Annotated in this window: 13 protein-coding genes; 9 read left to right on the top strand and 4 right to left on the bottom strand. The window is 65.5% G+C overall.

The features are described from left to right. Positions 1 to 19: 19 nt before the first annotated feature. From purH to F6S12_RS18870, 9 genes are all read left to right on the top strand, one after another. Entirely contained in the window at positions 20 to 1,627 is a 1,608-nt protein-coding gene (gene purH, locus F6S12_RS18910) for a bifunctional phosphoribosylaminoimidazolecarboxamide formyltransferase/IMP cyclohydrolase (RefSeq protein WP_315869204.1), read from the top strand. A 189-nt stretch (positions 1,628 to 1,816) separates the two neighbouring features. After that, entirely contained in the window at positions 1,817 to 3,106 is a 1,290-nt protein-coding gene (gene purD, locus F6S12_RS18905; protein WP_315869203.1) for a phosphoribosylamine--glycine ligase, read from the top strand. A gap of 98 nt (positions 3,107 to 3,204) precedes the next feature. After that, a complete protein-coding gene (locus F6S12_RS18900) occupies positions 3,205 to 5,991 on the top strand; it encodes a hybrid sensor histidine kinase/response regulator (protein WP_019096153.1) in 2,787 nt (928 codons plus the stop codon). 64 nt (positions 5,992 to 6,055) lie between these two features. Continuing rightward, positions 6,056 to 6,652 (top strand): MarC family protein, encoded by a 597-nt coding sequence (locus F6S12_RS18895; protein ID WP_011059033.1) that lies wholly within the window; start codon positions 6,056 to 6,058, stop codon positions 6,650 to 6,652. Between the two features lie 38 nt (positions 6,653 to 6,690). Then, the gene (locus F6S12_RS18890; RefSeq protein WP_315869202.1) at positions 6,691 to 7,599 is read left to right on the top strand and encodes a hypothetical protein; all 909 of its coding nucleotides are present in this window, start codon (positions 6,691 to 6,693) and stop codon (positions 7,597 to 7,599) included. A 3-nt stretch (positions 7,600 to 7,602) separates the two neighbouring features. Next, the gene (locus F6S12_RS18885; RefSeq protein ID WP_065364913.1) at positions 7,603 to 8,280 is read left to right on the top strand and encodes a hypothetical protein; all 678 of its coding nucleotides are present in this window, start codon (positions 7,603 to 7,605) and stop codon (positions 8,278 to 8,280) included. Between the two features lie 32 nt (positions 8,281 to 8,312). Next, positions 8,313 to 8,765, top strand: a complete 453-nt coding sequence (locus tag F6S12_RS18880) for a hypothetical protein (RefSeq protein WP_015633990.1) — start codon at positions 8,313 to 8,315, stop codon at positions 8,763 to 8,765. 27 nt (positions 8,766 to 8,792) lie between these two features. Then, a complete protein-coding gene (locus F6S12_RS18875) occupies positions 8,793 to 9,338 on the top strand; it encodes a CPCC family cysteine-rich protein (RefSeq protein WP_315869201.1) in 546 nt (181 codons plus the stop codon). Then, positions 9,335 to 9,808, top strand: a complete 474-nt coding sequence (locus F6S12_RS18870) for an SMI1/KNR4 family protein (protein ID WP_016968226.1) — start codon at positions 9,335 to 9,337, stop codon at positions 9,806 to 9,808. The genes F6S12_RS18875 and F6S12_RS18870 overlap by 4 nt, the downstream gene beginning before the upstream one ends. Before the next feature lie 54 nt (positions 9,809 to 9,862). On the opposite strand, the gene cobJ is transcribed toward F6S12_RS18870, so the two are convergent. The 4 genes from cobJ to cobG form a co-directional block, all read right to left on the bottom strand. Continuing rightward, positions 9,863 to 11,584: a precorrin-3B C(17)-methyltransferase gene (gene cobJ / locus F6S12_RS18865; protein ID WP_315869200.1), complete on the bottom strand. Its 1,722-nt coding sequence runs from the start codon at positions 11,582 to 11,584 to the stop codon at positions 9,863 to 9,865. Beyond that, positions 11,584 to 12,315, bottom strand: coding sequence for a precorrin-2 C(20)-methyltransferase (locus F6S12_RS18860; RefSeq protein WP_053156151.1), 732 nt, complete (start codon positions 12,313 to 12,315; stop codon positions 11,584 to 11,586). Before F6S12_RS18860 ends, cobJ begins: the two co-directional genes overlap by 1 nt. Continuing rightward, positions 12,315 to 12,941 carry a precorrin-8X methylmutase gene (locus tag F6S12_RS18855; protein ID WP_011059025.1) on the bottom strand — a complete coding sequence of 209 codons (627 nt, stop codon included), beginning with the start codon at positions 12,939 to 12,941 and terminating at the stop codon, positions 12,315 to 12,317. The genes F6S12_RS18860 and F6S12_RS18855 overlap by 1 nt, the downstream gene beginning before the upstream one ends. Further along, on the bottom strand, positions 12,934 to 13,931 hold a 998-nt coding region (gene cobG / locus F6S12_RS18850; protein ID WP_315869199.1), incomplete at its 5' end, for a precorrin-3B synthase. The genes F6S12_RS18855 and cobG, both read right to left, overlap by 8 nt.

Below are 13,931 nucleotides of genomic sequence, written 5' to 3'. Positions count from 1 at the left end.
GCTTTTGATGGAAATTGAGATGACCGACCAGACTACCCGCCTGCCGATCCGCCGCGCCTTGATCAGTGTTTCCGACAAGACCGGGATCCTCGAATTCGCCAAGGAGCTGGAAGCCCTTGGTGTGGAGATCCTCTCCACCGGCGGGACCTTCAAACTGCTGCAGGACAACGGCGTGTCCGCAGTGGAAGTCGCGGATTACACCGGTTTCGCGGAAATGATGGATGGCCGGGTGAAGACCCTGCACCCGAAAATCCACGGCGGTATCCTCGGCCGTCGCGGCATTGACGACGCCATCATGAACGAGCACGGGATCAAGCCGATCGACCTGGTCGCGGTCAACCTCTACCCGTTCGAAGCCACCATCAACAAGCCAGGCTGCGACCTGCCGACCGCCATCGAGAACATCGACATCGGCGGCCCGACCATGGTCCGCTCGGCGGCCAAGAACCATAAGGACGTGGCCATCGTGGTCAATGCCAGCGACTACGCCGGCGTCCTGGAAAGCCTCAAGGCCGGTGGCCTGACTTACGCCCAGCGCTTCGACCTGATGCTCAAGGCCTTCGAACACACCGCTGCGTACGACGGCATGATCGCCAACTACATGGGCACCGTGAACCAGGCCGCCGAAACCCTCTCGACATCCGGCCGCAGCGAATTCCCGCGCACCTTCAACAGCCAGTTCATCAAGGCCCAGGAAATGCGCTACGGCGAGAACCCGCACCAGAGCGCGGCGTTCTACGTTGAGGCCAAGCCTGCTGAAGTCGGCATCGCCACCGCGACCCAACTGCAAGGCAAAGAGCTGTCCTACAACAACGTGGCCGACACCGACGCCGCGCTGGAATGCGTGAAGAGCTTCGTCAAGCCGGCCTGCGTCATCGTCAAGCACGCCAACCCGTGCGGCGTGGCGGTCAGCCCGGACGCTGAAGGCGGTATCCGCCAGGCGTACGAACTGGCCTACGCCACCGACACCGAATCGGCCTTCGGCGGCATCATCGCCTTCAACCGCGAGCTGGATGCAGCCACCGCCAAGGCCATCGTCGAGCGTCAGTTCGTCGAAGTGATCATTGCCCCATCCGTGAGTGAAGAAGCCCGCGCCATTGTCGCTGCCAAGGCCAACGTGCGCCTGCTGGCCTGCGGCCAGTGGTCGGCTGAGCGCGCTGCGGCCTGGGATTACAAGCGCGTCAACGGCGGCCTGCTGGTGCAGAGCCGCGACATCGGCATGATCAGTGCCGATGACCTGAAAGTCGTGACCAAGCGCGCCCCGACCGAGCAAGAGATCAACGACCTGATCTTCGCCTGGAAAGTCGCCAAGTACATCAAGTCCAACGCCATCGTCTACGCCAAGAACCGCCAGACCATCGGTGTCGGCGCCGGCCAGATGAGCCGCGTGAACTCCGCGCGAATCGCTGCCATCAAGGCCGAGCACGCCGGCTTGCAAGTCGCCGGTTCGGTCATGGCCTCCGATGCGTTCTTCCCGTTCCGCGACGGCCTGGACAACGCCGCCAAGGTCGGCATCACCGCAGTGATCCAGCCCGGCGGCTCGATGCGTGACAACGAAGTGATTGCCGCGGCCGACGAAGCGGGCATTGCCATGGTGTTCACCGGCATGCGCCACTTCCGTCACTGATACGACAACGGTCGCACTGACACCGGCATCTGCTGCGTTGGAGCCCACCTCGATGATGCTCATTGCCAACAGGCAACTGCGCTCATCGAGGTGGGCTCCGCCTTGCATCTACCACTGTCATTGCAACCTCCTGAGGCGTCCAGCTCTTCAGGTTCCAAAACAGAATTAGCGTCATCCGAGGTTTTTGAAATGAATGTACTGATCATTGGTAGCGGCGGTCGTGAACACGCTCTGGCCTGGAAAGTCGCTCAGGACCCACGGGTTCAGAAAGTGTTCGTCGCCCCAGGCAACGCCGGCACCGCCATCGAGGCCAAGTGCGAGAACGTCGCCATCGACGTCCTGGCCCTGGAGCAGCTTGCAGACTTTGCTCAGAAGAATGTGTCCCTGACCATCGTCGGCCCGGAAGTGCCGCTGGTGGCTGGCGTGGTCGACCTGTTCCGCTCCCGTGGCCTGGACTGCTTCGGCCCGACTGCCGGTGCTGCGCAGCTGGAAGGTTCGAAAGCCTTCACCAAGGATTTCCTCGCCCGCCACAAGATCCCTACTGCCGACTATCAGAACTTCACCGAGATCGAGCCGGCCCTGGCTTACCTGCGTGAAAAAGGCGCCCCGATCGTGATCAAGGCCGACGGCCTGGCCGCCGGCAAAGGCGTGATCGTCGCCATGACCCTGGCCGAAGCCGAGGAAGCGGTGCGCGACATGCTGGCCGGCAATGCCTTCGGCGACGCCGGTTCCCGCGTGGTGATCGAGGAGTTCCTCGACGGCGAGGAAGCCAGCTTCATCGTCATGGTCGACGGCAAGAACGTGCTGCCCATGGCCACCAGCCAGGACCACAAGCGCGTCGGCGACGGCGACACTGGCCCCAATACCGGTGGCATGGGCGCCTACTCCCCGGCACCGGTGGTCACTTCAGAAGTGCACCAGCGGGTGATGGATCTGGTGATCTGGCCCACCGTGCGCGGCATGGCCGAGGAAGGCAACGTCTACACCGGCTTCCTCTATGCCGGGCTGATGATCGACAAGGCCGGCAACCCGAAAGTCATCGAGTTCAACTGCCGCTTCGGCGACCCGGAAACCCAACCGGTGATGCTGCGCCTGCAATCGAGCCTGGTGCTGCTGGTGGAAGCCGCCCTGGCCCAGGCCCTGGACAAGGTCGAAGCGCAGTGGGACCCACGCCCGAGCCTGGGTATCGTTCTGGCGGCAGGCGGCTATCCTGGTGACTACGCCAAGGGCGCGGCCATCACTGGCCTGAACGCCGCGGCAGCACTGGAAGGCAAGGTGTTCCACGCCGGTACCGCACTCAAGGATGGCCAGGTCGTGACCTCCGGCGGCCGGGTACTGTGCGCTACCGCCATGGGTGACAGCGTTGACGCGGCTCAGCAACAGGCCTACCGCCTGGCGGCCGAGATCGACTGGCAGGGCTGCTTCTACCGCAAGGACATCGGCTACCGCGCCATTGCCCGCGAGCGCGGGCAGGAGTAAGGCTGTCGTTGACCCCGGCAAGGGCACACGCCCTTGCCGTGCGGTCATTACGCCGCGCATAGTTATAATCAGGCATCAACCAACGAAGGGATTTCGCCGTGCGCTGGCTCAGGATTGCCCTAGGCTTCACCGTCACCTTGCTGACCCTGCTCTGCTTGAACCCGGCCCTGGCCGCTCAAGGCAGTGGCTGGGCGGTTTTGCTCGACGAACAGGCCGACCTGCAGCTCAGTGACATCCGCTCCCCGCGCTACACCAACCAGTTCAGCCCGATCGAGCTGGACAAGCTCACCGCCGCCGAGCCCGATGGCGCCCTGTGGCTACGCTTCAAGCTGCAACCGGGAACCCATGAGCAGATCCTGCGGATCTTCGCCCCCGACCTGTCCCACCTGAACCTCTACGTGCTCGAAGGCGACAAGCTGATCGAGCAAGTGAACACCGGCTCCGGCCCGTCGCAGGCGCAAAAGCCCCTGCCCAGCAGCGACTTCATGCTGCCGCTGCCGCAAAGCGCCAAGCCACTGGACGTCTATGTACGCCTGGTGTCCGAACACGAACTGCGCCCCTTCATCACCCTGCAATCGGCGGTGATGGGCGCGGCCGACCAGAGCCAGACGCTGATCTACGGCCTGCTGTTCGGCTGCCTGGCGATGCTGATCCTGCACAACCTCACCCGCTTCGCCTACACCCGTTCGCGCAGCAGCCTGTGGCTGGCAGCCTGCGAAGGGCTGCTGACCCTCAGCCTGCTGATGCTGCTGAACCTGTTCGGGCCCTGGCTCCCGGCCTGGGAAGCCCTGCAGACGCCGGGGGCCTATATCGCCCTGCTGCTGACCGCGCCCTGCGGGATGATGTTCGCCTACCGCTTTTTCGCCCCCCTGGGCGCCCATCCGCTGAACCGCCTGCTGCTGGGCAACATCCTGCTGATCAGCCTGTTCGGCCTGTTGCTGCTGTTCGTCGATACCCTGCCGCTGAACATCATCACCTACGGCCTGGTGGCCCTGGCCGGCCTGAGCATGCTGTTCGTCGGTGGCTATCACTGGCACAAGGGCTATCGCCCGGCGCGCCTGTTCGTCGCCGCCATGGTGATCTTCAACCTCGGCACCCTGGTGATCCTGCCGGCCCTGCTGGGGCTGACCCTGGTGGCCCCGCAAGGCCTGATCGTCACCCTTTTGAGCGTGGTGTGCATCGCCGGGCTGCTGATGAGCATTGCCCTGGGCGAGCGCCAGCGCAACATCACCGAGAACCGCTTCAGCGTCAGCCGCGACCTGGCCGCCAGCACCGCCGAGGTCAATGCCAAGGCCGAGTTCCTGGCCAAGATCAGCCACGAGATCCGCACCCCGATGAACGGCGTGCTGGGCATGACCGAGCTGCTGCTGGGCACCCCGCTGTCGGTCAAGCAGCGCGATTACGTGCAGACCATCCACAGTGCCGGCAACGAGCTGCTGACCCTGATCAACGAGATCCTCGACATCTCCAAGCTGGAGTCCGGGCAGATCGAACTGGACGATGTGCAGTTCGACCTCAACGCCCTGATCGAAGACTGCCTGAGCATCTTCCGGGCCAAGGCCGAACAGCAGAACGTCGAGCTGATCAGTTTCATCCAGCCCCAGGTGCCACGGGTCATCAGCGGTGACCCGACACGCCTGCGCCAGGCCCTGCTGAGCCTGTTGGAAAATGCCCTGAAGAAGACCGATGAAGGCGAAGTGCTGATCGTCGTCGCCCTCGACGAGCGCAGCAGCAAACCGCGCCTGCGCATCGCCGTGCAGGACAGCGGCCAGCCGATGGAAGCCGAAGAGCGCGAAGCCCTGCTGCACACCGAGCTGCACAGCAAGAACTTCCTCGCCACCACCCGCCTGGGGGGCAACCTGGGGCTGGTGATCGCCCGTCAACTGATCCTGCTGATGCATGGCGAGTTCGGCATCAAGAGCGGCACCAACCAGGGCAGCACCCTGTGGCTGACCCTGCCCCTGGATGCCGAGCGCCTGGAACACCCGACCGCCGACCTCGACGGCCCCCTGCAGGGCGCGCGGGTACTGGTGGTGGACGACAACGACACCTGCCGCAAGGTGCTGGTACAGCAGTGCAGTGCCTGGGGCCTGAACGTCAGCGCCGTGCCATCGGGCAAGGAAGCCCTGGCCCTGCTACGCACCAAGGCGCACCTGCGGGACTACTTCGACGTGGTATTGCTGGACCAGAACATGCCCGGCATGACCGGCATGCAACTGGCGGCGAAGATCAAGGAAGACCCGAGCCTGAACCACGACATCCTGCTGATCATGCTCACCGGCATCAGCAATGCGCCGAGCAAGGTGATTGCACGCAATGCCGGGATCAAGCGCATCCTCGCCAAGCCAGTGGCCGGCTACACCCTCAAGACCACCCTGGCGGACGAACTCAATCAGCGCGACAAGGCCCCCGCCGCCCCCTACAACCAGCCGGCGCACGCTGCCCAGGCCCCGGCGCCAGTCACCGTGCCCAGCGACTTCCGCATCCTGGTGGCCGAGGACAACAGTATTTCCACCAAGGTCATCCGCGGCATGCTCGGCAAGCTCAACCTGCAGCCCGATACCGCCAGCAACGGCGAGGAAGCCTTGCAGGCAATGAAAGCCAACCGCTACGACCTGGTACTGATGGACTGCGAAATGCCGGTGCTCGACGGCTTCTCCGCCACCCAGCAACTGCGCGCCTGGGAAGTCGGCAACCAGCGGGTACGCACCCCGGTAGTGGCGCTCACCGCGCACATCCTCGCCGAGCACAAGGAGCGCGCGCGCCAGGCCGGCATGGACGGGCACATGGCCAAGCCCGTGGAGCTCTCGCAACTGCGGGAACTGGTGGAACACTGGGTGACCCAGCGCGACCTGCGCGAGCGCAGCACCGCGCACACCAGTTGAGCCGACAGGCTCTGCGGCGCCTGTTAAACTCTCGCTCGCCCTCCTTTAGTCGTGAGCTCCCACCATGCTCCACGTGCTGTTCAGCGTTTACCTGAAGATGCTGGTGCTCTACAGCCCCTTCTTCGTGCTCTCGTGCTTCATCAGCCTGACCCGCGGCTATTCGCTCAAGGAGCGCCGGCGCCTGGCCTGGAAAGTGGCCCTGGCGACCCTGGTCTCCAGCATCCTGCTGTACCTGTTCGGCCGGGTGATCTTCGGCGTGTTCGGCATCACCGTGGACGCCTTCCGCATCGGTGCCGGCAGCGTGCTGTTCATCTCTGCCCTGGGCATGGCCCAGGGCAAATCGGCGGTGCAGACCGACAACGTGCAGCAGGACGTGACCATAGTCCCGCTGACCATTCCCCTGACCGTGGGCCCGGGCACCATCGGCGCCCTGCTGGTGATGGGCGTCAGCCAGCCGCACTGGGACGACAAGCTCACCGCCATCCTCAGCATCGCCCTGGCCAGCCTCACCGTGGGGGTGGTGCTGTACCTGTCCAACCGCATCGAACGCATCCTCGGCGACCAGGGCTTGCAGATCGTCAGCCGGTTGATGGGGCTGTTCGTCTGCGCCCTGGCGGCGCAGATCATCTTCACCGGGGTCAGGGGCTACCTGGTCCCTTAGGGCCCCGGCCACCCTCCCATCAAGCGACAGGCAACGGAATGCAGACTCTTCAACGACCCACTGGCACGGGCCCCGCCGCCGCGCGCGCCCTGCGCCTTGCACAGATCGGGCGCGGCCTGGCCGGCCTGCTGGCCGGGCTCCTGCTCATGCCCCTCCCGGCACTGGCTGGCGAATCGCCCCAGGCCAAGCTCGAGGCCTGGCTGAACAAGACCAGTGAATCCATTGAGCGCTTTGGCGACTTCAAGGTGTACCACCGTCGGGACGGCAGCAGCCCCCGGGAAATCACCTACAAGGGCCAGCTCTATCGGCCGCTGAACGCCTGGCAGATCACCGATGTAAAACCCACCGGGGCGACCCGGGGCGGGCAACCGGTACTGCTGGCCACCACCATCGAATGGATGGGCGTCGGCACGGTGCTGATCGCCGTGCAGAACGACACGCCCCTGGCCCGCGTCCTCAGCCCGGTCAAGAGCAAGAGCGAACCCGACTGGGGCCAGCCGCAACCCGGACGCAGCGACCTGCTGCTGTTTCCCGAGGGCGCGCGGGCCCTGGTGCCCTCCACCGGGCAAGTGCTGTGGTTCGACGAGCGGCTGCCCGGCTGGGGGTTCTCCCACTACGCCATGCTGGTGTCGGTGTCGCCGGACAACAGCAGTGCTGCGTTCCTCGGCAAGGAAGGGCTGCTGCTCAGTTCGGCGGAGCAGGGCGTGTATGCCCAGTTGCCGATCAGCAAAGAGCTGAACCTGAGCCAGCTCTGGCCCCTGTTCAACCAAGCCGGCGACCGCGCGCGAAAGGCCCTGGACGAAGGCCGGCGCATTGACCAGAGCCGCCTGCATCACGCCTTGCAGGTGGACTGGGTCGGCCGCCAGTTCAGCTGGCAGCAGGTGCAGGGAAGCTGGCAGCTCAAGGGGCTGGGCCTGAACTCCAGCCCGCTGAAGAAGGAGCATTGAGTGATGACCGTTCTACGTCCATGGCCCGCCCGACAGCTGCTGCAACTGACTACGGCCATGGTGCTGGCCGGTTGCGCCAGCCATGGCAGCGAGCAACCCAGCGATATACGCACCGAGCACGCCAAGGCCTCAGACGCGGTGCTGGAGCTTGAAGTCAGCTTCGCCAAAGCGCCGGACTACAAGCCTGAAACCCGCGGCCCCTATGCATCCAGCCAGTACGTGAAGATCGAGGGCGCACCGGCCCTGGAGATACCCTTCTACCAAAAAGGTATCGGCTTCGAACTGGGCGTGGTGGGTGACCCGCGGGCGCTGCTGGCCCTGCCCTACCCTTCGCCCAAGGCCGACTCATCGAGCAAGAACCTGCGGGTCATCGGCCAACGCCTGGACAGCACCCGCTACCGTTTTGTAGTGCTGCCGCTGTCGGGCTGGAACAGCCTCGACAGCTTCGAGGTGGCCTTCGCCCACAACGGCCGGCGCGAGGCCATGACCTTCACCTACAGCACGCAAGTGGCCTGCAACAGCAGCTTTGCGGTGACCACGCCGACCTACGGTTTCGCTATGTCGGTGGCGGCGCGCTTTCCCAAGGGCGTCCAGGGTTGCCTCAAGGCCTGTGATGCACGCCCCGAGTACGCCGGGCAATGCGCCTACAACTCCGGTTTTCGCCAGGTCTCGAACCTGTAGAAACCCCTTCCAGCAGGAGCAGGAACCACCCAATGCCCTACAGCGCCGATGCCGCTTTCATTCAGGAACAATGGCTGGGCGGGTGTTTCCCCCGGGAAAACACCCTGGTCCTCGGCAGCGGGTTCTACTGCCTGTTCGACCTGCCCTATGAACATCCCCGGCTGATCAACAACGTCTGGATGCCGGCCCTGGACTATCCCCAACAGGATGAGCCTGACTTCGTCACCACCCTGGGCTTGTGCACCGACGGTCCACAGTCGTTCTATGCCCGGGGTGGGGAGACGGCAGGCTACGGCGGCGATGGCTTCCTGGCCTTGCAGGAAAAAGGCTCGGATGCACTGATCTGGCTGGTTGCCCTGCGGGACACCAACCCCTTCAACCGGGTAGAGATCCAGGACCAGTACCTCCATGGCGAATCGACCTCCGGGGTCAGGGTACGAATACCCATTCAGCGCCCTGACCAATTGACCCTGACCTGGCCCTGAACCGCCCCCTCGAAAAGCCGAGCCCCCATGGAAAAACTCACCGCCAACGCAGCCATCGACCTTCTGAGCCGCCACAGGTTGCCCGGCCTCGACGCCGCCGCGCGCTTCTCCCACCTCCTGAACTGGTGGGGAATAGACAGCGACGACCTTGAATTCGCGGCACTTGCACCCAGCCTGCAACAACAGATCCTGACCCAACCGGAGCCCCCGCAAGAGGTGCAAGACCCACGCTACGACGCGCTGCTGCTGATCGCCCTGCGCGCCGAGTATCGCGGCGTGACCCACCGCTATTTGAGGCGCTGCCTACGTGAAGCCGGGCTTGGCGACTACGCCGTCAGCGCGGACATCGAGTACCTGGAGGCCTGCCCCTGCTGCGGTTATCGAACCCTCTCGGCGCGGGGCGAATACCAGATCTGCGACCTGTGCCATTGGGAAGACGACGGCAGCCAGGCGCTGGACGTGCTGAGCGGGCCCAACCACCAAACCCTGGGCCAGGCCCGGGAACACTTTGCCCAGCAGCAGGGCCGCCTGCCCTTGGACAAGTGGCCACACATCAGCAAGGAGCACCTATGATTCCCCCGCAGTTGATCGCCCTGATCGAAGCCCAGCCCCGCTACTGCGCGCCCCCCGACACCGCCGAGGTCACCCGAGCGCTGGCAACATTGGGGATTGCCCTGGACAGCGAGTTCGCGCAGATCTACCTGACCTGTCACCCCGCCAACTTCTTGGACCGAGTGAGCTACGGCGTGCTGATGAACATCGACGGGCCCAGTGATGAAATCCTGATGTGCACCGAGTTCATTCATGAAGTCTGGGAGTTGCCCAAGAACTTCATCGCCTTCACCTCACTGCAAGGTCAAGGCGGCTACTTGCTGGACAAGGACAGCGGTGGCGTCTGGGATTTCGACCTGGGCGACCGGGAAGCTTTCGTCGCCGGCCGCATCCCGGCCAGATGGGCCAGCTTCTTCGAATTCATCACCTGGCTGCTGACCGCCACGGACATGGATGAGGATGAGGATGAGGATGAGGACCCTGCGCGTTAGAAGCCGCTGCCGGCGATGGCGATCTTGCGAGCGCCTTCGCCGGCAAGCCGGCTCCTACAGGGGTTTATTGCCGTACCAGCGCGGGGTGTACACCCAGTCGCCGCCCTCGGCCCGGGGGAAGACGCAGGTGGTGGAGGAACCCACCAGCACCATGGTGCGCATGTCCACCTGCTCCGGGGTCAGCTCGCCCAGGGTGATGACCCGCAGGGTCTGGCCCGGGCGGCCAATGTCGCGCCCCAATACCACAGGGGTTTGCGGCGTACGGTGCTGGCGCACGATCTCCAGGGCCCGGCCCAGTTGCCAGGGCCGCGAGCGGGAAATCGGGTTGTAGAAGGCCAGGGCCAGATCCGCCTGGGAGGCGAGGTCCAGGCGCTTCTCGATGATGTCCCAGGGCTTGAGGTTGTCCGACAGCGACAGCACACAGAAATCATGGCCCAAGGGTGCACCGGCCTGGGCTGCGGTGGCCAGGGAGGCGGAGACGCCCGGGAGGATCTCCAGATCGACGCTGTGCCAGGCCGGGTCGCTGGATTCGTGCAGGGCTTCGAGCACCGCCGCGGCCATGGCGAACACTCCCGGGTCGCCGGACGACACCACCACCACCGAACGGCCCTGGGCCGCCAGCTCGAAGGCGTGACGGGCGCGCTGCATCTCTTCGCGGTTATCGGTGCAGTGCATCACCTGGTCGGCGCGAAACGGACCGGCCATGCGCACGTAGGTTTCATAACCGAGAATGTCGTTGGCCCGGGCCAGTTCGGCTTTCACTGCCGGCACCATCAGCTCGGCGGCGCCAGGGCCGAGGCCGATCACGGCAAGGCGCCCACGGGGGCGACCAATCTGCTCCGGGTCCAGGGGCTGGCTGGCCACAGCAATGGCGATGTCCTCGCCCACCTTCAGCGGCGGCAGCAATTGCGGCACGGCCTGTTGCGCCAGTTCGGCGACACTGTCGGCGGCCGGCAGGAAACGCAGCGGTACGCCCAGTTGCGCTGCTGCCTGGTGCAGGGCACGGTCGGCCATGTCGCGGTCGGCGGCCAGCAGGCACGCCACTGACTGCACGGCGATGCGCGCCTGATGCAGGGCCTGGCGGATGTGCGTGGCCAGGTCGATATCAGCGTCGCCGGCCAGCCGCTGCCCACGGCAGGCAACCAGCACGCTGCGGGGGTAGATCAGCAGCTCATTGGCCACGGGCTCGCGCTCGGCGGAACCGACCCGGATGGTCAGGCGGGCCTGGTCGTCCTCGGGCAGCTTCGCCGCAGCCAGCCAGGGTGCAGCGCCTTCGATGCGCACGCTTTCGCCACCCAGCAGGTCGGAGACGAACCGCTTGCCCAGTTCCAGGTCGCCCAGGGCATAGCCGCTGGGCGGGTTGAGCAGGCAGGTGCCGAAGCGCAGTTCACCACTGGTGGTAATGGCCGCGGCCACTCCAAGGCCCGCAGCGATTTCCCGGGCCATGACGTTGACGCCGCCAAGACCGCCCAGCAGCGGCACCACGGCGCTGCCGTCTTCGGCCACCGCCAGCACCGGCGGCTCGGCGCCCTTTTCCAGCAGCAGCGGCGCCAGGGTGCGGATCACGATGCCGGCCGCACACAGGGCGATGATGGGCGTGTCCTGCTGATAGAGCTGGCGCAGGGTCGCGCCGAATTCGTGGTAGACCCGGTCGGCGCCTTCGACCCGTTCCGCCAGACCGTGGATCAACGAGTCGGGATACAGCCGCTGGATCTGCCGTGCGGTGTCGAGGCTGCCTTGGCCAAGGATGACGATGGCCGGAGTTGAACGGGCCATCAACCTTGCCACCTTTCGCCGGGAACGATGATCAGCGAGAAGTACGGCGAGGACATCGGTTCCACGTCATCCAGCGGCACGATCTTCTGGTTGGCCATGGTGGCGCGCTCGACGTACAGCGCACGCCGCGCCAGCCCCAGTTCTTCCAGGACCTGGCGCACCTTGGGGAAGTTGCGCCCCAGCTTCATCACCACCGCCGCATCGGCGTCCGCCAGGCGACGCTTGAGTTCCTCATGGGGCAGCACCCCGGAAAGCACCGACAGGCTCTGGTTGCGATACACCAACGGCGCGCCCAGCACCGAAGCGCCGCCCAGCATCGAGCACACCCCCGGCACCACTTCGGCCTGGTAACGCTCGGCCAACCGGTCGTGCAGGTACATGTAGGAGCCGTAGAAGAACGGGTCGCCTTCGCAGATCACCGCCACGTCGCGGCCGGCGTCCAGGTGCTGCGCCAGCTCCTGGCTGGCGCTGTCGTAGAAGTCGCTGATCACTTGTTCGTAGGACAGCGGCGCCGGCAACACCTCGGTGGTGACCGGGTACACCAGGGGCAGCAGGGTCTGGGCCTGTTGCAGATGCCCTTCGATGATGCCGAAGGCATTGCCCTTCTTGCCCTTGGCCACGAAGTAGGCCACCACCGGTGATTCGCGCAGCAGGCGCAGGGCCTTCAGGGTAATCAGTTCCGGGTCACCGGGGCCCACGCCAAGGCCAATCAAACGTCCGGGCTGCTGCATCATTCGACCTCCGTGGCCAGGGCATTGACCGCAGCCGCCGCCATGGCGCTGCCGCCCAGGCGGCCCTGCATGATCACGAAGGGCACCCCGCGGCTGTCGGCGGCGAGCATCGCCTTGGATTCGGCGGCACCGACGAAGCCCACCGGGAAGCCGAGGATCAGCGCCGGTTTCGGCGCGCCCGCATCGAGCATTTCCAGCAGGTAGAACAAGGCGGTGGGCGCGTTGCCGATCACCACCACGCTGCCTTCCAGGTGCGGGCGCCACAGCTCCAGGGCCGCAGCGGAACGGGTGTTGCCCAGCTCCCGGGCCAGCGCTGGCACGCTGTCGTCGCGCAGGGTGCAGATCACCTGGTTGTTGGCCGGCAAGCGGGCCCGGGTAATACCCTCGGAAACCATGCGCGCATCGCAGAGAATCGGTGCACCGGCCGCCAGGGCATCGCGCCCGGCCTTGCCGGCGCCCTCGGAAAACTGCAGGCCATCGACGGCCTCGACCATGCCGCAGGCATGGATCACCCGCACGGCGAGTTTCTCCAGGTCGGCGGGAATGCGCTCCAGCCGGGCTTCTTCGCGAATGATCGCGAAGGAGTTGCGATAGATCTCCTGACCGTCGCGGATGTAATCAAGCATCAAGGTTGCTCCGTGGGCGGGCATCGAGCAATGCCTCTGCCGCTTCAATAGAAAGGTTGCGTGCGTGCAGCGTGCCGAAACCCGGCTGCGTTGCATCGCGCAAATACAAGTCATAGCGCCCTGGGGCCACCGCCAGCAGGGTGGCCGGCGCCACATGAGCGGCGGCGCAGGAACGCGGGCAGGCGGACAGGTGCACATCCAGTTGGCGGCCATGGCGCTGGAGCAGTCCTGCCAGTTGCAGGGCGTCGCTTTTGGTGTCGGCCAGGGCCTTGCCGCAACCACTGGAACCGGTGCAGGCAATCAAGTGAGCCAAGGCTTGTTGCGGGCTGCACAGCAGGCCCAGTTGTTCCAGGGCGGCAGTGGCCGCCGGCGCATCCGCCGCGGCGATCGAGGGCAGCAGCAGGCTCTGCCAGGGGGTCAGGCGCAGGCTGGCGTCGCCGTACTCTCGGGCCAATTGCGCCGCGCCCTTGAGCATGGCCGGATCGAGCCGCCCCAGGGGCGTGCCCGCGCCAACATAGACCTGCCCGGGCGCAGCCTGTGGATAAGTACCGATGTGCAGCCCGGCGTCACTGGCCTGGCGCCGCCAGCCACCGATATTCAACAGCGGCCGGCTCAGGCGGGGCTCCAGTTGAGCGAGGAAATCCTCCCGCGACATGTCCATCAGCAGGTGACGCATGCGCGTCTGTTCCGGCCGCGCCAGGTCGAGAAACAGCTCCAGCACGGCCACCAGCAGCTCGTGGCCCTGGTCCTGCGCCACCGCCGCCAGGGGTTCATCCACCGGGCAGCCAGCCAGGCCGAACGCCAGCAGCCCCTGGCCGTCGCGTTCAAGGGCCGACAGCCACAGGTCATGGTGATGTTCGAGCATGGCCAGGGCTTCGCCACCGTCGAGCTGTACGGCGAACTTGGCCGACAGTTGGTGAAAGCGCGGATGGCCCTGCAAGGTGTCGAGAATCTGCGCGGCCAGGGGCCGCGTATCCATCAAGCACTGCC

The organism is Pseudomonas sp. JV245A (assembly GCF_032424515.1).
GTDB classification, from domain to species: Bacteria; Pseudomonadota; Gammaproteobacteria; order Pseudomonadales; family Pseudomonadaceae; genus Aquipseudomonas; species Aquipseudomonas protegens.
Note: the sequence above shows the minus strand (reverse complement) of the source record. Positions and strands in the feature narration are given on the sequence as shown.

What these genes read in the sequence shown, in the direction of transcription:
- F6S12_RS18890 (WP_315869202.1), top strand. Translation starts at nt 6,691, where the DNA reads ATGCAGACTCTTCAACGACCCACTGGCACGGGCCCCGCCGCCGCGCGC.
- F6S12_RS18880 (WP_015633990.1), top strand. Translation starts at nt 8,313, where the DNA reads ATGCCCTACAGCGCCGATGCCGCTTTCATTCAGGAACAATGGCTGGGC.
- F6S12_RS18860 (WP_053156151.1), bottom strand. Translation starts at nt 12,315, where the DNA reads ATGCAGCAGCCCGGACGTTTGATTGGCCTTGGCGTGGGCCCCGGTGAC.
- purH (WP_315869204.1), top strand. Translation starts at nt 20, where the DNA reads ATGACCGACCAGACTACCCGCCTGCCGATCCGCCGCGCCTTGATCAGT.
- F6S12_RS18875 (WP_315869201.1), top strand. Translation starts at nt 8,793, where the DNA reads ATGGAAAAACTCACCGCCAACGCAGCCATCGACCTTCTGAGCCGCCAC.
- F6S12_RS18885 (WP_065364913.1), top strand. Translation starts at nt 7,603, where the DNA reads ATGACCGTTCTACGTCCATGGCCCGCCCGACAGCTGCTGCAACTGACT.
- F6S12_RS18870 (WP_016968226.1), top strand. Translation starts at nt 9,335, where the DNA reads ATGATTCCCCCGCAGTTGATCGCCCTGATCGAAGCCCAGCCCCGCTAC.
- F6S12_RS18895 (WP_011059033.1), top strand. Translation starts at nt 6,056, where the DNA reads ATGCTCCACGTGCTGTTCAGCGTTTACCTGAAGATGCTGGTGCTCTAC.
- F6S12_RS18855 (WP_011059025.1), bottom strand. Translation starts at nt 12,941, where the DNA reads ATGCTTGATTACATCCGCGACGGTCAGGAGATCTATCGCAACTCCTTC.
- purD (WP_315869203.1), top strand. Translation starts at nt 1,817, where the DNA reads ATGAATGTACTGATCATTGGTAGCGGCGGTCGTGAACACGCTCTGGCC.
- cobJ (WP_315869200.1), bottom strand. Translation starts at nt 11,584, where the DNA reads ATGGCCCGTTCAACTCCGGCCATCGTCATCCTTGGCCAAGGCAGCCTC.